The 18678-nt window shown below is 60.2% G+C and carries 15 protein-coding genes and 1 tRNA gene; 12 read left to right on the top strand and 4 right to left on the bottom strand.

Annotation, left to right across the window (positions count from 1 at the left end):
• Window positions 1–216 precede the first annotated feature (216 nt).
• Window positions 217–993: an RNA methyltransferase gene (locus NCT03_RS09090; protein ID WP_250492560.1), complete on the top strand. Its 777-nt coding sequence runs from the start codon at window positions 217–219 to the stop codon at window positions 991–993.
• Between the two features lie 142 nt (window positions 994–1135).
• Window positions 1136–1921, top strand: coding sequence for a serine O-acetyltransferase (gene cysE / locus NCT03_RS09085; RefSeq protein ID WP_250492559.1), 786 nt, complete (start codon window positions 1136–1138; stop codon window positions 1919–1921).
• Between the two features lie 100 nt (window positions 1922–2021).
• Here the strand turns inward: cysE and NCT03_RS09080 are convergent, their stop codons facing one another.
• The 4 genes from NCT03_RS09080 to NCT03_RS09065 form a co-directional block, all read right to left on the bottom strand.
• Window positions 2022–2831 (bottom strand): UDP-2,3-diacylglucosamine diphosphatase, encoded by an 810-nt coding sequence (locus tag NCT03_RS09080; RefSeq protein ID WP_250492558.1) that lies wholly within the window; start codon window positions 2829–2831, stop codon window positions 2022–2024.
• Window positions 2832–2842: 11 nt separating this feature from the next.
• Window positions 2843–3334 carry a peptidylprolyl isomerase gene (locus tag NCT03_RS09075; protein ID WP_244825556.1) on the bottom strand — a complete coding sequence of 164 codons (492 nt, stop codon included), beginning with the start codon at window positions 3332–3334 and terminating at the stop codon, window positions 2843–2845.
• Window positions 3335–3406: 72 nt separating this feature from the next.
• Window positions 3407–3994, bottom strand: a complete 588-nt coding sequence (locus tag NCT03_RS09070; protein ID WP_250492557.1) for a peptidylprolyl isomerase — start codon at window positions 3992–3994, stop codon at window positions 3407–3409.
• Between the two features lie 136 nt (window positions 3995–4130).
• On the bottom strand, window positions 4131–4880 hold the full coding sequence (locus NCT03_RS09065) for a tetratricopeptide repeat protein (protein ID WP_250492556.1): 750 nt from the start codon (window positions 4878–4880) through the stop codon (window positions 4131–4133).
• Window positions 4881–5475: 595 nt separating this feature from the next.
• On the opposite strand from NCT03_RS09065, the gene cysS reads away from it, so the two are divergent.
• The 10 genes from cysS (at window position 5476) to NCT03_RS09015 (ending at window position 18613) form a co-directional block, all read left to right on the top strand.
• Complete coding sequence (gene cysS / locus NCT03_RS09060) at window positions 5476–6873, top strand: cysteine--tRNA ligase (protein WP_250492555.1); 1398 nt, start codon at window positions 5476–5478, stop codon at window positions 6871–6873.
• 47 nt (window positions 6874–6920) lie between these two features.
• The gene (locus tag NCT03_RS09055) at window positions 6921–7985 is read left to right on the top strand and encodes a DNA-3-methyladenine glycosylase family protein (protein WP_250492554.1); all 1065 of its coding nucleotides are present in this window, start codon (window positions 6921–6923) and stop codon (window positions 7983–7985) included.
• Window positions 7986–8103: 118 nt separating this feature from the next.
• Window positions 8104–9075, top strand: coding sequence for an acetyl-CoA carboxylase carboxyltransferase subunit alpha (locus NCT03_RS09050; protein WP_244825547.1), 972 nt, complete (start codon window positions 8104–8106; stop codon window positions 9073–9075).
• Window positions 9076–9087: 12 nt separating this feature from the next.
• Window positions 9088–10512: a tRNA lysidine(34) synthetase TilS gene (gene tilS, locus NCT03_RS09045; protein WP_244825545.1), complete on the top strand. Its 1425-nt coding sequence runs from the start codon at window positions 9088–9090 to the stop codon at window positions 10510–10512.
• A gap of 446 nt (window positions 10513–10958) precedes the next feature.
• On the top strand, window positions 10959–12209 hold the full coding sequence (locus tag NCT03_RS09040; RefSeq protein WP_244825543.1) for an aspartate kinase: 1251 nt from the start codon (window positions 10959–10961) through the stop codon (window positions 12207–12209).
• Window positions 12210–12408: 199 nt separating this feature from the next.
• Window positions 12409–12501 (top strand) — tRNA-Ser (locus tag NCT03_RS09035).
• Between the two features lie 969 nt (window positions 12502–13470).
• The gene (locus NCT03_RS09030; protein WP_250492626.1) at window positions 13471–14613 is read left to right on the top strand and encodes an MraY family glycosyltransferase; all 1143 of its coding nucleotides are present in this window, start codon (window positions 13471–13473) and stop codon (window positions 14611–14613) included.
• A 112-nt stretch (window positions 14614–14725) separates the two neighbouring features.
• Window positions 14726–15883, top strand: a complete 1158-nt coding sequence (locus NCT03_RS09025; protein ID WP_250492553.1) for a polysaccharide biosynthesis/export family protein — start codon at window positions 14726–14728, stop codon at window positions 15881–15883.
• Window positions 15884–15932: 49 nt separating this feature from the next.
• Window positions 15933–16379, top strand: coding sequence for a low molecular weight protein-tyrosine-phosphatase (locus tag NCT03_RS09020; protein WP_250492552.1), 447 nt, complete (start codon window positions 15933–15935; stop codon window positions 16377–16379).
• Window positions 16376–18613, top strand: coding sequence for a polysaccharide biosynthesis tyrosine autokinase (locus NCT03_RS09015; RefSeq protein ID WP_250492551.1), 2238 nt, complete (start codon window positions 16376–16378; stop codon window positions 18611–18613). Before NCT03_RS09020 ends, NCT03_RS09015 begins: the two co-directional genes overlap by 4 nt.
• Window positions 18614–18678 lie beyond the last annotated feature (65 nt).

The following is an 18678-nucleotide window of genomic DNA, read 5'->3' as shown; positions in this document are numbered from 1 at the left end:
GGGGCGCGGCGCCAGGCAAAGTTAAAGAGGCGAAACGCAAGCGCGTTATTTTACCCGAAACGCGCCTTTTGGCCGCGCGCGCGAACCAAAAAGCCGCCAACATCGCCGACAATCGCTAACATAGCGGACTGTGTGCACCCGTTCGCCATCGATGCGCGACGAGACGCAATACCGACGCGCACGAACCATTCAGCAACACGCAAAGCACCTTCATCCTTGGACACCAACCAATTCATCGCGCCCGCGGGCGGCTTCACGTCGACCCGTTTCATCCTCGTCGAGCCAAGTCATCCTGGCAATGTCGGCGCGGCGGCGCGCGCGCTCAAGACCATGGGCTTCGCGCGCCTCGTGCTGGTCGCGCCGCGCGTGGCCGACGTCAAGAACGAACCCGAAGCCATCGCGATGGCAAGCGGCGCCGACGACGTGCTCGCGAGCGCCCATGTCGTCGATACGCTCGCCGATGCGCTCGTCGGCGTGCGCTGGTCCGTCGCGCTCACGGCGCGCATGCGCGAATACGGTCCGCCGCAGATGCCGCCACGCGCACTCGCCGAACGCGCGCACGAACTCGTGCGGCATGGCGACATCGCGCTCGTGTTCGGCAACGAGCGCACGGGCTTGTCCAACGCGGATGTCGAGCGTTGCAGCGCGCTTGCCCATATCCCGGCGAATCCGGCGTATAGCTCGCTCAATCTGGCGCAGGCGGTGCAGGTCCTCGCCTACGAATTGCGCGTCGCGTTTCAGGAGCCCGCGTCCGAACTCACGCTCGTCGAGCCGGCCGCGCATGTCGCGGGTGCATCGAGCGATGAGATCGAAGGCATGTACGCGCATTTCGAAGAAGCGCTCGTCGCGCTGGAATTTTTGGATCCCGCCAATCCGAAGAAGCTGATGTCGCGCGTGCGGCGGCTCTTCGCGCGCTCGGGACTCGAGCACGAGGAAGTGAATATCCTGCGCGGCATCGCCAAACATATTCTCGCGCGCGTCAAAAAACCCTGAACGCGATGTGGCTGCAAGCAACCGTGCTTGCAGCGGGGACAATCGTGCAGAGTTCGTCCGAGTGACTCTACAATCGCCAAAAATATAAGCTTTGCGCGCGCGGTCATTTGGGCTTCGCGCCTGACCCCATCGAGATCACGACATGTTCCAACGACTTCGCGAAGATATCGCCGCCATCCGCGAGCGCGATCCCGCCGCTCGCAGCGCCGTTGAAGTCGTGACGTGCTATCCCGGCCTGCATGCCATCGTGCTGCATCGTTTCGCGCATGCTTGCTGGCGCGCGCAGTGGCGCTGGCTCGCGCGTTTCGTCTCGCAGATGGCGCGCTTTCTCACGGGCATCGAGATTCATCCGGGCGCGACGCTCGGCAGGCGCGTGTTCATCGATCACGGCATGGGCGTGGTGATCGGCGAGACGGCCGAGATTGGCGACGACTGCACGATCTATCAGGGCGTGACGCTTGGCGGCACGTCGCTCACGCGCGGCGCGAAACGGCATCCCACGCTGGGGCGCGGCGTGATCGTCGGCGCGGGCGCAAAGGTGCTCGGCGGCTTTACGGTCGGCGCGGAGGCGAAGATCGGTTCGAACGCGGTCGTCGTGAAGCCGGTTCCGGCGGGCGGCACGGCGGTGGGCAATCCGGCGCGCATCGTGATGCCGGCGGTGCAGCGGCCAAAGGAAACCGCGCGTGAAGGCTTTTGCGCTTACGGCATCACGCCGAACGCGGACGATCCGGTGTCGCTGGCCATTCATGGTTTGATCGATCACGCATCGACGCAAACGCAGCGTGTCGATGAAATCGTCGCCGCACTCGAACGTCTGGGCACGCGCGTGGAAGCGCTCAATGGTGCCGGCGGAGCGGGGCTCGTGGACTTGAAGCGCTTGTGCGCGTCGATGGAAGGGAAGGTGGAAAGCGAACTCGCGCAGCGGTAATTTTTTGTGCCGCTGCGGCGCGTGAAAGCGTGAGTGCAGTTCGAATTTCGCGCTCACATGGCAACGGTTGCGTGGCGAACCCAAGAGTCATGCACCAGAACTACAACGGCAGCGCGCGAAAGCCTTCCTCGTCGATCCGCAGATACCCGCCGCGCGGTTCATCCATATCCAGTTCCCAATCCGGCAACACCCAGCGCGCGCCTTCCACTTCCCGATGCATCGCCGGACGATGCGTATGTCCGTGGATCATCGTATGCGTGCGGCTGCGGATGAAAAGCTCCGACACCGCCTTGCGCGTCACGTCGTATTTCGGCGATTCGCCCTGCATGCGCGCGCCCTCGCTGTTCGTGCGCATGCGCTGCCCGATGCCGAGCCGCGTCTTCAGCGGCAACGCGAGAAACGCGCGCTGTGCGAACCGATTGCGCGCAAAGCGCCGAAAGCGCTGATAACCGGGATCGGCGGTGCAGAGCGCGTCGCCATGCGCGAGGACGATGCGCGTGCCGAACGCGGTCATGGTGAACGGATCGGGCAACGGAAGTGCGCCGGCTTCCTTCATGAAGCGCTTGCCGAGCAGAAAATCGCGATTGCCATGCATGACATATAACGCGATGCCGCGCTCGGTGAGCGTATGCAAAAGCTTCGTCATGCGGCGCGCGAAGCGGGCGCGCTCGTCGGCGACGGCGTCATCCAGGATATCGTCGCCGACCCAGAACTCGAACAAGTCGCCGAGGATGAAAACCGAGTCCGCGCCGCTCGCCGTGACTTCGATGAAATGCTCGAACGCGGCGACCGTCTTCGGAATCGCCTCGCTCAAGTGCAGGTCAGAAATGAAAAACAGCGGGCGCGCGTTGTGCGCTGCGCCCGCTGCTTTTTGCGCGACCTCTTGCCTGAAAGACTTCGTGTCGATCATGCGTGCCGTGTTCAGACCACCACGGCCTTTTCGATCACGACGTCGTCCACCGGCACGTCCTGATGAAAGCCCTTCGAGCCGGTCTTGACCTTCTTGATCTTCTCCACCACGTCGAGACCTTCGACCACGCGGCCGAACACGGTGTAGCCCCAGCCCTGCGGCGTCGGCGACGAATGGTTCAGGAAGTCGTTGTCCTTCACGTTGATGAAGAACTGCGCGGTTGCCGAATGCGGGTCGTTCGTGCGCGCCATGGCAACCGTGCCGTTGTCGTTCGTGAGGCCGTTGTTGGCTTCGTTGTCGATGGGGGCATCGGTCGGCTTTTGCTTCATGCCCGGCTCGAAGCCGCCGCCCTGAATCATGAAGCCGTCGATCACACGGTGGAACACGGTGTTGTCGTAATGACCCTTCTTCACGTAGTTGAGGAAGTTCTCAACCGACTTCGGCGCCTTTTCAGCGTCCAGTTCGATCTTGATGACGCCGTGGTTCGTATGCAGTTCGACCATGATGATTTCTCCGGTATGTTGATGATTGACGATGGGCGGCGTTCACCGAACGAACGCTGCCGGGTTGTGCGTTTATTGCGAGACCACGGTAGCCGACTCGATCACGGTCGGCTTTTGCGGCACGTCCTGCATCGGGCCACGCGTGGTGGTCGGGCTCGCTTCGATCTTCTTCACGACATCCATGCCCGAGACGATCTTGCCGAACACGGCATAACCGTTGCCGTCGGGATTCGGGAAGTCGAGTCCTGCATTATCGACCGTATTGATGAAGAACTGCGCCGTGGCGGAATTCGGGTCGCTGGTGCGCGCCATGGCGAGCGTGCCCGTCGTGTTCTTCAGGCCGTTCTTGCTTTCGAGCGCGATGGGCGCGCGGGTGGGCTTCTCGGCGAAACTCGTGCTATAGCCGCCGCCCTGGATCATGAAACCCGGAATCACGCGATGAAAGATCGTGCCCGAGTATTGACCGGACTTCACATAGTCCAGGAAGTTCGCGACCGTCTTCGGCGCCTTCTCCGGATACAGCTCGACCTTGAAGTCACCTTGCGAGGTATGGAACAGCACGGTCGGATGCGCGCCCGTGGCGGATTGCGCCGCCTGTGCGAAGGCGGGCGCGGTAGCGATCAGGGCAGCGCTGGTAAGCCCCAACATCAGCAATTTCATGAAGGATCGGTCCTCGGGTGATGAATGCAAACGAATGCAGATAAGCAGCCGCAATCGCGGCCGACCGACAGCTTACCGCCTGCACGCGCGGGTGCGCCAATTAGCCTTGTCCGACGGCGCGCCGTGGTCGCGTGTCTCAAGGCTGCGTCTGCGGCGCGACGTAAGGCGCGGTCGGGAACGGCCCGGTTGCGCCGCCGTACGGCGAGTACGAATCGGGTGAGGGCATGGTCGACAGGCCGGTGCCGCTGTCGGTGCTGCCCGAGCCTTGCGCGGGCGCCCATTCACCCGATGGCGATTGCGGCGCCGCCGTGGCGCGCGTGCCCGAGGCTCCATTCGCCGCAACGCCGCGACGAACCGGCGGCGGCGTGATGATGTTCTGAATGGCCGTCACGCGCTGACGCGTGAGCGGACTCGTCGAGCCGAGCGATTGCGCGCGTTTGTACGATTCGCTCGCGAGCCGCAGATAGAGATCGCCGAGATTGTCGTATGCGAGCGCGTAGCCGGGGTTCGCCTTGACCGCCGTTTCGAGCGCGGCGCGCGCTTCTTCGTAGCGGCCTTTCTTGGCGTAGAGCGCGGCGAGGTTGTTATACGGCTCGGGCAGTTCGGGATACGCCTGCGTGAGTTCGGTGAAGGCCACGATGGCGTCGTCGTCGCGGTTCAGGCGCGCAAGCACGGTGCCGCGCTTGAACTTCGCCTGCACGTCGGTCGGATTGGTGGCGATGCGCGCATCGAGTTGCTTGAGCGCGGCGTTCCAGTCTTGTCCGGCGATGGTCGAGTCGATTTGCGGCGTGCCGTCGGTGGTGGATTTCGCGAGCTGCGCGAACGCCGTGGTCGAGATGCCGACCGAAGCCGCCATGCCGATGACCGCGATCGCGCCGGCACGCATGAGCGTGTTCCTCGCGATGTTGCGGGAAAGAGAGAAGAGGTGCGAAGGCATGCGCGCGCGAGCGTGAGTCACTTGGAATCGATTCAAGGAATGAAGCAGCGAAGGGATCATAACCGGGCTTGATGGATGAGCGGCCGGCAAGCGGCCGGCAAGCGGACAACCAGGTGTCGAAGCAAGTCAGCGAAGCATGCGGCAACTTGGCCGACAAGCCCGCCGCAAAAGGCCGCGGGCATGGTTCGAGCGTCACGCGCGAAGTCCGTCGCGCGGCACGCCGGGCACTTCATGGGCACAGGCCCCGGTGTTATACTCCGACCCATTCTAACAAAAGGTCCGTACGTTTCGCGCACGCGCCGGCTGCTTGCAGCTATCCTTTGCAAGTGCATGTGTTGCCCGGTGTATCGAAGCAGCGTTGCGAGGCATCGGACTCGTTGGACTTTCTTGTTGGACTTTCCTTTTCAGCCACTCGTGGCCGTCTTCGTTCTGGTCGCATGACCGTCGTGTCGCTTTCGCGAGTGCGCCTTGGCCGTAAAGCCCGCATCGACACGCCGCATGCAATGCCATGCACGAATGTTCCGGGTTCACGCACTGTCTCTCTATGAATTCGCTGCGCATCTACAACACGCTCGCGCGTGACAAGCAATCCTTCACGCCGCTTCGCGCTGGCGAGGTACGCATGTACGTCTGCGGAATGACGGTGTATGACTATTGTCACATCGGCCATGCGCGCGTGATGGTGGTGTTCGACATCGTGCAGCGCTGGCTGCGCACGCTCGGCTATAAAGTCACGTACGTGCGCAACATCACGGACATCGACGACAAGATCATTCGTCGCGCGGTGGACAACGGCGAGCCCATCAAGGCGCTCACCACGCGCTTCATCGCGGCCATGCACGAAGATGCCGATGCGCTCGGCGTCGCGCGTCCGGACCTCGAGCCGCGCGCAACCGACTTCATTGCGCAGATGCTCGGCATGATCGATGCATTGCAGGCGAACGGCTATGCCTATCACGCGAAAGACGGCGACGTGAACTACGCCGTGCGCAAGTTCGCTGACTACGGCAAGCTGTCGGGCAAGTCCATCGAAGACTTGCGCGCGGGCGAGCGCGTCGCCGCCAACGACGCGAAGGAAGATCCGCTCGACTTCGTTTTGTGGAAGCAGGCGAAGGCCGGCGAGCCGCGGGACTCGGGCTGGGACTCGAAGTGGGGACGCGGGCGTCCGGGCTGGCACATCGAATGTTCGGCCATGGGCTGCAGCTTGCTTGGCGACCGGTTCGACATTCATGGCGGCGGCCAGGACTTGCAGTTCCCGCACCACGAGAACGAGATCGCGCAGAGCGAAGGCGCGACCGGGCAGACGTTCGTGAACTACTGGATGCACAACGGCTATGTGCAGATCGACAACGAGAAGATGTCGAAGTCGCTTGGCAACTTCTTCACCATTCGCGAAGTCCTTGAAAAATTTGATGCCGAAGTGGTGCGTTTCTTTATTGCACGGGCACACTATCGGTCGCCGCTGAACTACAGCGACGTGCATATCGACGATGCCAAGAACGCATTGACTCGCCTCTATACGGCGTTGAAAGATGTCGAGCCGGACAATCGGCAACTTGACTGGAACGAGGCGAACGCGCAGCGTTTCCAGTCTGCGATGAACGACGACTTCAACACGCCCGTGGCGGTCTCGGTGCTGTTCGATCTCGCGAGCGAAGTGAACCGCACACGCGACACTTCTCTCGCGCGCCAGCTCAAGGGTCTCGCCGGCGTGCTGGGTCTGCTCGGCCGTGAGCCGCGCGCTTTCCTGCAGCAAGCAGGCGGCGCGGCTTCGACCGAAGGCCTCGCGCCGCAAGAGATCGAAGCGAAGATCGCCGAACGCGTTGCCGCGAAGCAGGCAAGGAACTATGCCGAAGCAGACCGTATTCGGGCCGAATTGCTCGAAGCCGGTATTGCGCTTGAAGACAAACCGGGTGGGTCGACCGAATGGCGCCGCGTGTGAACGCAGCCCTTCATACCCTCTGATCGACTCACCAGGCAGGAGGCACGATGGCAACGGCCAGGAAGACGCCGGTCAAGCGACCCGCGTCTGTCAGGAATGCATCGCCCGCGACGAAGCGAACGCGCGGCGAGCAAGCGACGACAAGCACGCTCAAGAGTGATGGTGCAAGAGCTTCGGCTCAGAAGGCAGTCAAGCGCGCGGCACTCAAACGTAGCGACGGCACGCGTCTGAACGGCGTAAGCCGTGAGGACGTAAAAGCGGATGCAAAGACGGACACGAAAGCGATCCGCGCATCCGCGCGCGTGACAAAAACGCGCAGCGAGGAAGCGGAAGCGTCGCCCGTCAAGGCGAACGGGCGCGCGCATGCCGGCGATGCCACGAACGCGCAAGCGCTCGTCGCCGACAAGGAGCGCGGTGAAGTCGTGCGCAAGTCGCGCGTCGTCACGGCAGATGCCGAGGTGCCCGTGCAGATCGGCGGACTCACGCGCGAAGTCGTGCGTCCCGATTACTGGGACAAAGCGTGCGCCGACCTGATGAAGCGCGACCGCATCCTCAAGAAACTCATTCCGAAGTTCGGCCAGATGCATCTAGTGAATCTGGGCGATCCCTTCTCGACGCTCGCGCGTTCGGTTGCTGGCCAGCAGATCTCGGTGAAGGCCGCGCAAGCCATTTGGGAACGCGTGAAGGGCGCTTGTCCGGATGTCGTGCCGGCGCGTTTCATCAAGCTCGGCCCGGAGAAGCTTCAGGCGTGCGGCTTGTCCAAACGCAAGACGGAGTACATTCTCGATCTCGCGCAGCACTTCGTATCGGGCGCGTTGCACGTGGATACCTGGGCGTCGATGGACGACGAAGCCGTGATCGCCGAACTCACGCAGATTCGCGGTATCGGCCGGTGGACGGCGGAGATGTTCCTCATCTTCAACCTGGCGCGCCCGGACGTTTTGCCGCTCGACGACCTCGGTCTGATTCAGGCGATCAGCGTCAACTACTTCAGCGGCGAACCTGTCACGCGCAGTGAAGCGCGCGAAGTGGCTGCTAACTGGGAGCCGTGGCGCACGGTTGCAACGTGGTACATGTGGCGCAGTCTCAATCCGATTCCCGCGGACCATTAAGAACCGACTAAAAGATTGGCGAACTATCGTTGATTTATAATCGATAGTTCCCGCGCGCATTTATCAGGGACGGACGCGGTTAAAATACGCCCTGCCCGATGTTCTAGGACTCGAACACATGAAGACCACGTTTCTGGATTTCGAGCAGCCGATCGCTGAACTCGAAGCGAAGATCGAAGAACTCCGCTTCGTTCAGGACGATTCCGCTGTCGATATTTCGGAAGAAATCGAGCGGCTGTCGAAAAAGAGCCAGCAGCTCACCAAAGATCTGTACGCGAATCTGTCGCCGTGGCAGGTATCGCAAATCGCGCGGCATCCGCAGCGTCCGTACACGCTCGACTACGTGAACGAGTTGTTCACGGACTTCCATGAACTGCATGGCGATCGTTCCTATGCGGACGATCTCGCCATCGTCGGCGGTTTTGCGCGTTTCAATGGCCAGCCGTGCATGGTGATCGGCCATCAAAAGGGTCGCGACACCAAGGAGCGCGCGTTGCGCAACTTCGGCATGCCGCGCCCGGAAGGGTATCGCAAGGCCGAGCGCCTCATGCGTCTCGCCGAGAAGTTCAATCTGCCCATCTTCACTTTCGTCGATACACCCGGCGCGTATCCCGGCATCGGCGCGGAGGAACGCGGGCAGTCGGAAGCCATCGGGCGCAATCTCTACGTCATGGCGGAGTTGAAGACGCCGATCATCACGACGATCATCGGCGAGGGCGGTTCGGGCGGCGCGCTTGCCATCGCCGTGGCCGACACCGTCATGATGCTGCAATTCTCCACGTACTCGGTCATCTCGCCGGAAGGCTGCGCGTCGATCTTGTGGAAGAGCGCGGCCAAGGCGCCGGAAGCCGCGGAAGCGCTCGGGCTCACGGCGCATCGGTTGAAGGCGCTGGGTCTCATCGACAAGATCGTGAACGAACCGCTCGGCGGCGCGCATCGCGACCCCAAGGGCATGGCGGCGCTTTTGCGTCGCGCACTTGCCGATTCCCTGCGCCAGTTCCAGGGCATGAGCGTGCAGGATCTGCGCGAGCGCCGCTTCGACAAGCTGATGGCGTACGGCAAGTTCAAGGAAACGCTGCCGGGCGCGTGATCCGCGTTCCTCATGGCGAACTTCGACACTGAAACCCCGGCCGGCCGCCTCGTTATCGAGGCGTTGCGCGGCGCTTTGTCGGAGGCGGCGCTGCCCGCCGACTCGCTACTGGCCGTCGCGCTCAGCGGCGGTCTCGACTCCACGGTTCTTCTCGATGCCGCCGTGCGCTGCTTCGGCGCATCGCGCGTGATCGCGCTGCATATCCATCACGGCCTGAGTCCTAACGCGGATGCGTGGGTATCGCATTGCGAGGCGCTGGCGGCCTCGCTCGATGTGCGATATGCGTCGCGTCATGTCGATGTCGTCCGCATGGGCGGCGAGAGTCTCGAAGCCGCCGCGCGCGATGCGCGTTATCGCGCGCTCGACGATCTCTGCGACGAGCAAGGCGCGGCGGCGCTTCTGATCGCGCATCACGCCGACGATCAGGCCGAAACCGTGCTGCTGCAATTGCTGCGCGGCGCGGGCGTCGCGGGCCTCGCGGCGATGGCGCCGCAGCGTCTTCACGCAAGCGAGGTGCTGCGTCTGCGTCCGTTGTTGCGGCTGCTGCGCGCGCAACTCGAGCAATACGCGCATGAGCGCGACCTGAGCTGGATCGAGGACGAATCCAACGCCGACACGCGTTATGCGCGCAACGCGCTGCGGCATGACGTGCTGCCGGTGCTCGCCGTGCATTTCCCCGGCTTTCGCGATGCGCTCGCGCGCACGGCGTCGCATGCCGCTTCGGCGCAACGCTTGCTCGACGAGCTGGCGGGCATCGACATGGAAAAGGCGCGGCACGCGGAAGAAGGCGCGCTCGCGCTCGATGCGCTGCTCGCACTCGACGACGAACGCGCGACCAATCTGCTGCGCTATTGGATGCGAGATCGCGGCTTGCAGGCGGCATCCACCGCGCGTGTCGCGGACATTCTGCGTCAACTGCACGCAGCCGCCGACGCGCGCGACGGGCACGCGCTTCGTATCGATCATGTGGGACACGCGCTGCGGGTTTATCGCAATGCGTTGTTCTGGGAGAAGGCCGACAGCGCCGATGCACCCGATCTCGACGACGGTCCGAGTCAAGCGAGAGCGTTGGTCGAACTGCGCTGGCAGGGCGAGGAAGTCTGGCGTTTGCCGCAGTGGCGCGGGTCGCTGGTGTTCGAGCCTGCCGCCGAACCGGGCGATGACGTCATCGCCGAAAGCGTGTTGCGCGCCGCGCCGTTGAGCGCGCGTTCACGCGCGGGCGGCGAGCGTTTGCGCGTTGCATCCGATGCACCTAGCCGCACGCTCAAGAATCTCTTTCAGGAGCGCGGCGTGCCAGCGTGGAAGCGCGATGTGCCGCTCATCTTCATCGGCGCGTTGCTGATGTTCGTGCCGCTCGTCGGCGTGAATCGCGAAGTCGAAAACGCGAAGGGGCCGTGGCGGCGGTTGATCTGGCGGCCGGATTTGTTGATCGCCTGAGGGGTGCGGTGTCCGGCTGGCAACGAGTTTCCAGTACGGGAGGGCAGCAACTTGCGCACACCTCTTTTCGGGATGCTCCGCTGCAAACCCGTTAAAATAGACGCCCAGCCGCTTCATCTTGTAATTTCGGCTTCGATCCGGTACCGTAGCTCGTTTGTCCGCTTGGCGTTTTGCTCGTCATCTCCGTCCAAAAGACGTGATATTCAACGTTAAATCGCCAGCCATCGCGCGAATTCGCTGCGTACCAACCGCGCGACTTTCATGCGCGATTGGCTAACGCAACTGCTGCCTGGTATTGCAATCCGGTACCCCAAGCACGCGGCGGCATATGCGCCAACGCGTCGCGTCGCCAGCTTCAAATCATCCCCGAAGTGATCGGCCACAACGCTTAAAGCGCATTGCAACGAGCGCATGAAGCGCGGTTTTCCTTCCAGTTCAAAACGACAATGGCACTCATCGTACACAAATACGGCGGCACTTCGATGGGCTCGGTCGAGCGCATCAAGAACGTCGCCAAGCGCGTTGCCAAATGGCACAAGGCAGGCCACAAGCTGGTCGTCGTGCCCTCGGCGATGTCCGGCGAAACCAACCGCCTGCTCGGCCTCGCGAAAGACATCACGCCCAATCCGGACCCGCGCGAACTCGACATGATCGCCTCCACCGGCGAACAGGTCAGCGTGGGCTTGCTCGCCATCGCGCTGCACGCCGAAGGCCTCGAAGCCGTGAGCTACGCCGGCTGGCAAGTGCCGATCAAGACGGACAGCGCGTTCACCAAGGCGCGCATCAGCGAAATCGACGGCGAGCGCGTGCTCAAGGATCTCGATGCGGGCAAGGTCGTGGTCATCACGGGCTTCCAGGGCGTCGATCCGGAAGGTCACATTGCCACGCTCGGGCGCGGCGGCTCGGACACCTCGGCGGTCGCGATCGCCGCGGCGCTCAAGGCTGACGAGTGCCTGATCTATACCGATGTCGACGGCGTCTATACGACCGATCCACGCGTCGTCGAAGAAGCGCGCCGGCTCGACCGCGTGACTTTCGAAGAAATGCTGGAGATGGCGAGCCTGGGCTCGAAGGTGCTGCAGATCCGTTCGGTGGAATTTGCCGGCAAGTATCAGGTGAAGACGCGTGTGCTCTCGAGCCTGACCGACCCGCTTATGCCGCTCGAAAAGGAAATGCACTCGGGCACCCTGATTACTTTTGAAGAAGACGAGAACATGGAAAAAGCAGTGATTTCTGGCATCGCGTTTCAGCGCGACGAAGCGCGCATCGCCGTGATGGGCGTGCCGGACAAGCCGGGCGTCGCGTATCAAATTCTCGGACCTGTCGCCGATGCAAACATCGACATCGACATGATCATTCAGAACCAGAGCGTGAACGGCAAGACCGACTTCACGTTCACGGTGGGCCGCGGCGACTATCAGCGCGCGCTCGAGATCCTGAATGGCCAAGTGAAGGGCCACGTGCAGGCCGAGACCGTGCTGGGCGACCCGAAGGTGTCGAAGGTGTCGGTGGTGGGTGTCGGCATGCGTTCGCACGTGGGTATCGCGAGCACCATGTTCCGCACGTTGTCGGAAGAGGGCATCAACATCCAGATGATCTCGACCTCCGAAATCAAGATCTCCGTGCTGATCGACGAGAAGTACACCGAACTCGCGGTGCGCGCGCTGCATAAGGCGTTCGAGCTCGATCGCGCTTGAGTGTTGCTTGAGTCTTGTTTGAGTGTGGCGTTGAGCGTTGCGACGGGTTCGAGGTCTCATGCACTGTTGCGGTTCGCGTAAGCCATGAGCCGATGCGCAATCGATTGGAAAAAATCGTTATGCGAATTTGACCGGCGCGGGCGAACACGCTATTATCTCGATCTCGTTGCACTGCACTCCCGGTGCGACGAACAGTTTGGGAGACGTGGCCGAGTGGTCGAAGGCACTCCCCTGCTAAGGGAGCATCTGGCTAAAAACTGGATCGAGGGTTCGAATCCCTCCGTCTCCGCCAGTAGTAGTAGAAAAGCCCCGCAAGGTTAAAAACTTGCGGGGCTTTTTGTTTTTGGGCGGTGATCGGGCCCGGTCGCGTGAGATTCAACTTGGCTTGCGTGGATAAGTTCTAGCAGCCATGCATGGCGATTCGCTGTGTCGCTTGCCAGAGCAGTGCTCGCGCGGAACTGTCTCCCTCTTTTTCAGGCGCGGGGTTGTCTGCGTCTTGAATTCGAGCAATCGCGCGTCTGGCATGAAGGGATCGCGATGCCAAACATCGAGAACGCGCACATGCACCAGTCGATCCGCACGTTGATCGCAGTATGTTCCGGCGGCGCTATCGGAATCCTTAGGCTTCGCGCACAAACAGAAAAAGCGCGCGACGCGTCCGCTGCTCAAACTTCTAACTTCTATCGCTAGCCAGACCTCTTATCTCGATTGAGCGATTTTGCTTCCTTTGGCACGCTCTGAAAGCTTGATACAAAACAGATTGTTTCAACGGTTTTACGCTTTTTGTCTGAGAAATCTCAAAATACTAAGAGGTGTCTGTAATAGCGCCTAAAAGTGTGTCAGTAAAAACTAGGAATGTGACGAAATTACACGGTTTATCACCCGATCGCTACCAGACTTTTTACAACTGCTAGTACACTTGTTCGTTGTGAGCGTTTAAATCAAAGTCCGCCAAAGTTGGTGATGGCGGTCTCGCGACCGTAGCCATATTGTTCCTCCCTTAAGAAATTTCCGAATAGCACTAGCGACGCGTCCATTGATACGGACTCGACACCGTTACCGGGATGACGGATGGCCTTGAAAGGTTTGAGTGAAATAAATTGCTTTGAAAGTTGGTAGGCCTTTAGGGCCTGAAAGCGGAGATAATGAAAAGCATAAACAAGCGGACTATCTCGCATGTTTGGCAGGAAAGAAGAAGCCAATATTCACGCTTATTTTGATCTTGCGCAGAAAGGCTTTCGATTTTTAGGTTGAGGACTTGGTGGTGATTTCGATGTTGGTTGTGTTGATCGCGCTTCTGGTCTCCTTTGTTTCGGTACTGTTCATTGTTCGCTTCGAGCGCTGGCATGGTTCCTTCTCAATGGACCGCGATCTGGATGGGATTCAAAAAGTCCATGCGGTTGCGGTGCCACGAATCGGTGGCGCGGGCGTCATCGTTGCAGTCGCTGCTTCGTTACTCTTGAATGCCTTTCTGAATCCTTCGCGTAACAGTAGCGAAGCTCTGATTTTGCTTGGCTGTTCCTTGCCCGCGTTCCTGTCAGGTTTCGCCGAGGATCTGACCAAGAGAATCAGCCCGAGAACGCGTTTGATCGCGTCCATGGTTGCGGCACTGCTTGCTTGCTTCGCACTGCGGGCGGTGGTTACACGGGTGAATTTTTCTTATGTCGATGCAGTGCTTGTTTTTTCGCCCATCGCGATTGCTCTGACAGTATTTTCAGTATCTGGCGTGGTGCACGCGATTAACATCATCGACGGTTTGAATGGGCTTGCATCCGTTGTTGCGATCATCATTTTAGCGTCGATCGGCCTGGTGGCGTTTCATGTGGGCGACTCGACAATTGTTATTGTCTCGTTGACGCTGATTGGTGCGATTACCGGTTTTCTTGCCTGGAATTTTCCGATCTCCCGAGTCTTTCTCGGAGACGGCGGCGCGTATTTCATCGGTTTTCTAATCGCCGAGTTGCTGATCTTGCTCACCATGCGCAATCCCAGCATTTCGCCGCTTTACGCAATTCTGGTAACGATCTACCCAGTCTTCGAAACCGTCTTCTCGATCTACCGAAGAAAACTCGTGCGCGGTTTGCCTGCCGGTGCGCCTGATGCGGTTCATTTGCATACACTGGTTTATCGTCGCGTGCTTGGCGGAGAATTGAATCGATGCGATTCACGCGCCTTGAGTCTTAGAAATTCCCGGGCATCTCCTTATTTGTGGACGCTGACGCTTTGCGCGGTCGTTCCGGCAACCTTGTTTTCAGAATCTCCAGTTCTTCTCGGCGCGTCGGCACTCCTCTTTATTGCCACCTATGTCTGGTTGTATGCCGCAATCGTGAGATTTCACGTGCCGGCTTGGCTTCGGCCAGCGCCTGTCAAAGAGCAACCTATTGTCGTGCACGCTGAACAATAAAACCGTCTCTGTTTTTAACCCTGAAATTTTGATTGAGAACACGGACTAAGGCCGACGCCGATTCAGCGTCAAGCCAGTGTTTGAACCGAATTGAATTGAACACCCGCAAGCAATGGTTGATTTGAAATTTTCCGGCCGTCTCAAGTTGGCTCTCGCTATCGCAATGCTGCCCGCCCTGCTTAGCGCATGCGCGCTTGCCCCCGGCATGCGACTCGATCCCAAAGCACCAGTCGACTCTTCCGACCCAGCCTCAACACCCGACATCGCGACCATCACGCCGCAACTGGTCAGGCAGCAAAAGGCTGAGCGCGATGCCACGTCCCAAGGCGATTATCGCCAGCTCATCGGCTATCCCAGTCATTACGTCATTGGGCCGGCCGATGTGCTTTCCATCATCGTATGGGATCACCCCGAACTGGTCGTTCCAAATCTGACCTACAGCATCGGCGATACAGCCGGCACGCTGCCCAATGGGCCGGGTCTCAGCACACAGACGGTCCCCGGCTTCGTCGTCGGGGATAACGGGGACATTCAGTTTCCATATATTGGAAAAGTGAAGGCTTCTGGCGGAACCGTCGCTCAGTTACAAGTGACGTTAAAGCGCCTTCTCACGCCTTATCTGAGAAATCCGCAACTGACGGTAAGCGTAATCGCCTATCGCAGTCAGCGCGTGTTCGTGGAGGGCCAAGTCAATCAGCCTGGCATCAAGCCGATCACGAATGTCCCGATGTCCCTGTCGGAAGCGCTCAGCGAGGCCAATGGCGTCACCGCCGGCGTGGGCGACACGAGCCGGATCCAGATCTTGCGTAACGGCCGGACCTTCCAGATTAGCTTGCCGCAACTCGCGGAACAGAAACTCGATGCATCGATGATCTTCCTCAAAGACCGCGATGTCGTTCGTGTCTTGCCGCAGACCTATAACCAGGTGTTCGTCACCGGCGAAGTAATGCGCCCGATGACGTTGCCGATGCACGACGGTCGACTCACCTTGAATGACGCACTGGCCTCGGCTGCCGGCGTGAATCCTTCGACGGCCGAAGCGGCAGGAGTTCATGTCGTACGTCCGACCGAAGACCCGGCCGCGCCGCAGGTCTTTCATCTCGACAGCACGTCGCCGGTGGCACTGGCGCTCGCGGAGCACTTCGAGCTGCAGCCAAAGGATGTCGTCTATGTGGACGCCACTGGTCTTGCTCGCTGGAACCGCATTGTCAATCTGCTCTTGCCGAGCGCGCAAGGCGCGAACATCGGGCGCCAGGTCGCGGGCTATTGATCATGTCCTCACGCACGACTCGCATGAACGATCGCACAGGAGTCTCGGGATGATCGACTCCGTTCTCCTCGTGTGCGAGGGAAATATCTGCCGCAGTCCGATGGCAGCGGGTTGGTTGCAGTCGAAAGTGCCGTCGCTGGAAGTCTGGTCCGCCGGAATCAGCGCGCTTGCCGGACAGCCGGCCGATCCATACGCACAAGGCGTGATGATGGATCACGGCATCGACATCTCGTCTCATCGTGGCGCGCAGTTGAGCGGCTTCGACTGCAAGCGCGCCGAGTTGATCCTCGTAATGCAGGAACAGCAAAAGCGCTATCTGGAAAAGCGATATCCGTTTGTAAAAGGTCGCGTCTTCAGGCTAGGTCAATTCAGTGACTTTGAAGTACCGGACCCATACCGAAAAGAACGGAATGTTTTCGAAGACTGTTTTGACTTGATCGAAAGAGGACTTTCGGACTGGGTCGGGCGAATTGAATCAACGCGTTGGAAGTTATGAAACAAGAGAATCTACCGGTTATGTTGCATGGCGAGAGCAGCGATCAACTAAGTATCGTCGAGCTGCTGGACGCCCTGTTGGATCACAGAAAGCTGATTGCCATCGTCGCTGCGCTGTTCGTGATCGTCGGCGCAATGTATGCGTTTCTCGCGACGCCGGTTTATAGCTCGCGCATTCTGGTAGCCGTCGAAGATTCTTCCGATGCGGCCAGCGCTAAGAACCTACTTAGCGATGTTTCCGCCATGTTCGATGTCAAATCGTCAGCGGATGGCGAAATCCAGATTCTTGGTTCGCGGCTCGTCGCGTCCGGAACGGTCGACGCGCTGAAACTCAATGTCGAAGCGAAACCACGCTATTTTCCCGTGTTCGGTAAATGGATGGCATCTCACAACGACGGACTGTCGAATCCTGGGGTATTCGGTTGGGGCGGTTTCGATTGGGGCAGCGAATCGATCGAGCTTGCCGCCTTCGAGGTTCCCCGCAAGCTTCAGGGACGCAGCTACGACCTGACAGTGCTAAAGGACAACCGGTACAGCCTGAGCGGTTACGGACTGGAATCTCCAGTGACGGGTTCTATCGGCACCGATGAGAAGTTCAACTCGAGCTTCGGCGCGCTCACCCTGAAGGTTACCAAGCTGTCCGGAAGACCGGGCGCCAGCTTCGTCCTGAAATCTCGTTCGAGCCAACTCACGACCGATGACCTCATCAAGTCGTTGCAGATCATCGAGCAGGGCAAGCACTCGGGCGTGATTTCCGCGACGCTCGAAAGCACGGACCCCGTGCTTCTGAGCGACACGCTGAATGAACTCGGCCGCCAATACGTCAAGCAGAATGCCGACCGCAAAGCGGCTCAAGCGGAACATTCCATCTCGTTCCTCGACGCTCAGCTTCCCGTCATGAAGCAGCAACTCGAAGACGCTGAAGCGAAGTTGAGCGAATATCAAAACAGTCACACGATCGTGGACTTGTCCGAGGCCGGCAAGGTCAGCTTGCAGCAATCGGCCGACGCGGAGACACGCCTCATCGCGATGAAGCAAAAGCGCCAGGACTTGGCGACGCGTTTCGGTCCGATGCATCCGTCGTTGCTCGCTATCGACGAACAAATTGCGACGAACCAGAAGCAGATCGATAGCATCGCCGCGCAGATTCGCCAGATGCCGCTGACCGAGCAGGACATGCTCAAGCTTCAGCGCGATGTGCGTGTTTCGACGGACCTGTATGTCGCCATGCGCAGCAACGTCGAGCAGTTGCGTCTGGTGAAGGCGGGCAAGATCGGCAATGTACGGATCGTCGATACCGCCGATATCCCCGAGCGCCCGGTCAAGCCGCGCAAGCTGATCGTCATGGCCGCAGCGGCGATCGTCGGTCTGTTCCTCGGAACCTTACTCGCTCTCGTGAAGGACCGCTTGTTCACGGGCGTCACCGATCCGATCTCGCTGGAAGAGCACACCGGTCTCAGCGTCTACGCCACGATTCCCGTTAGCGACAAGCAGGCCGAACTCATCCGTAACCTGCGAAGCGACGGTTCGCGCCCGCTGGTGCTCGCGAATCTGTATCCGAACGATCCGGCCGTGGAGAGCCTGCGCAGTCTTCGGACCGCGTTCAAGTTCGTCGCATCGGGCGGAAAAAATAACGTCGTGTTGATCGCGGGTCCGACACCGGGAATCGGCAAGTCGTTCGTGTCCGTCAACTTCGCGACGGTGCTGGCGTCGAGCGGCGCCCGCGTGTTGCTCATCGATGCGGACATGCGCAAGGGTTATCTCAACCGGTATTTCGGTCTGGGGCGCGATGCCGGGCTGTCCGACGCGATATCCGAAGCCAGGTCGGTCGATTCTGTCGTGCATCGGGACGTTCTTCCCAATCTCGATTTCGTCTCGTCGGGCAATTATCCGCAGAACCCTGCGGAAGTGCTCTCGCATAAAAACTGGGGCGATTTCATCTCGGCGGCATCACGTGCCTATGACGTCGTCATCGTCGACGCGCCTCCAGTACTCGTCGTTTCCGACGCGGAAACCATCGTTGGCTCGGCGGGCAGCGTCTTCCTCGTCACGCGCTCTGGCGTGACGCGCGGCGGAGAGGTCAGCGAATCCATCAAGCGTCTGACGCAGACCGGCACGCAAGTCACCGGCTTGCTGTTCAACGCAATCAAGCCGCGCGGAAGAATCTATGGCTACGGCGGCCGATATCAAAGCTATCGCTATACCGGAGACGGTTACTACCAGGACCGCTCCTGATCGCAGCACTCGCTAAAAGCACGCCGTGACGAATTCGGCGTCGATGTTTCAAGCGAAGCATCGAG

The organism is Caballeronia sp. GAWG1-1 (assembly GCF_023631465.1).
Lineage (GTDB): Bacteria > Pseudomonadota > Gammaproteobacteria > Burkholderiales > Burkholderiaceae > Caballeronia.
Note: the sequence above shows the minus strand (reverse complement) of the source record. Positions and strands in the feature narration are given on the sequence as shown.

Coding starts and splice junctions, on each gene's coding strand:
- cysE (WP_250492559.1), top strand. CDS start 1,136: ATGTTCCAACGACTTCGCGAAGATATCGCCGCCATCCGCGAGCGCGAT.
- NCT03_RS09075 (WP_244825556.1), bottom strand. CDS start 3,334: ATGGTCGAACTGCATACGAACCACGGCGTCATCAAGATCGAACTGGAC.
- NCT03_RS09080 (WP_250492558.1), bottom strand. CDS start 2,831: ATGATCGACACGAAGTCTTTCAGGCAAGAGGTCGCGCAAAAAGCAGCG.
- NCT03_RS09070 (WP_250492557.1), bottom strand. CDS start 3,994: ATGAAATTGCTGATGTTGGGGCTTACCAGCGCTGCCCTGATCGCTACC.
- NCT03_RS09065 (WP_250492556.1), bottom strand. CDS start 4,880: ATGCGTGCCGGCGCGATCGCGGTCATCGGCATGGCGGCTTCGGTCGGC.
- NCT03_RS09055 (WP_250492554.1), top strand. CDS start 6,921: ATGGCAACGGCCAGGAAGACGCCGGTCAAGCGACCCGCGTCTGTCAGG.
- NCT03_RS09050 (WP_244825547.1), top strand. CDS start 8,104: ATGAAGACCACGTTTCTGGATTTCGAGCAGCCGATCGCTGAACTCGAA.
- NCT03_RS09020 (WP_250492552.1), top strand. CDS start 15,933: ATGATCGACTCCGTTCTCCTCGTGTGCGAGGGAAATATCTGCCGCAGT.
- tilS (WP_244825545.1), top strand. CDS start 9,088: ATGGCGAACTTCGACACTGAAACCCCGGCCGGCCGCCTCGTTATCGAG.
- cysS (WP_250492555.1), top strand. CDS start 5,476: ATGAATTCGCTGCGCATCTACAACACGCTCGCGCGTGACAAGCAATCC.
- NCT03_RS09015 (WP_250492551.1), top strand. CDS start 16,376: ATGAAACAAGAGAATCTACCGGTTATGTTGCATGGCGAGAGCAGCGAT.
- NCT03_RS09025 (WP_250492553.1), top strand. CDS start 14,726: ATGGTTGATTTGAAATTTTCCGGCCGTCTCAAGTTGGCTCTCGCTATC.
- NCT03_RS09040 (WP_244825543.1), top strand. CDS start 10,959: ATGGCACTCATCGTACACAAATACGGCGGCACTTCGATGGGCTCGGTC.